Below are 662 nucleotides of genomic sequence, written 5' to 3'. Positions count from 1 at the left end.
TGGCCGTCGTCGACGCTGAGGAGATTGCCCTGGCGGTCGTAGGTATATTCAACGACGCTGTCATCGGGCAGGATTTTTCGTACCAGGCGTCCGGCATGGTCGCGTTCGTAACGAGTGACGAGCTGACTGCCGTCGTCGCCGTGTTCGGTTTTTTCCTGCAGGTTGCCGTTGAGGTCGTAAACGTAAGCGGTGCGCTGCCCATCAAACCCGACTTCCTGTTGGATCAGGCCGTTGGGGTGGTAGTCGAGCCGGTAGGTTTCGCCGACTTCGTTTTCAATTTCGGTGAGCAGTAATCGGGCGTTGTCATAGCGGTACTGGACCTGAGTGCCATCGGCATTCAGGCGACGGCTGATCAGGTGCAGGCCGTCGGCGTAGTCGTAGCGGGTGACGTGGCCGAGTTCGTCGCGTTCGGCGGTGATTTTTCCGTAGGGGTTGTAGCTGTATTCACGGGTGGCACCGCCTGGCAGGGTCAGACGAGTCAGCCGACCCACAGCGTCCCACTGATACTGGGTCAGCGCGCCGTGTTCATCTTCGCGCGCCACCTCGCGGCCCAGGTCGTCGTAGCGATAGCGCCTGATGCCGCCATTGGGCAACTGCTCCTCAACCAGTTGCCCGCGCTCATTCCACACCAAGCGATGGCAGCTGTGATCCGGGTACCAGAC

At 60.7% G+C, this 662-nt stretch carries 1 pseudogene; it reads right to left on the bottom strand.

The annotated features are described in order from the left end of the window. Window positions 1-662, bottom strand: a pseudogene (locus ACFZPT_RS26530) (type IV secretion protein Rhs); the annotation flags it as partial.

The organism is Pseudomonas sp. MD330_10 (genome assembly GCF_042610415.1).
GTDB lineage: Bacteria > Pseudomonadota > Gammaproteobacteria > Pseudomonadales > Pseudomonadaceae > Aquipseudomonas > Aquipseudomonas rhodesiae.
The sequence above is the reverse complement of the archived record's forward strand: the minus strand, read 5'-3'. Positions and strand labels throughout refer to the sequence as shown.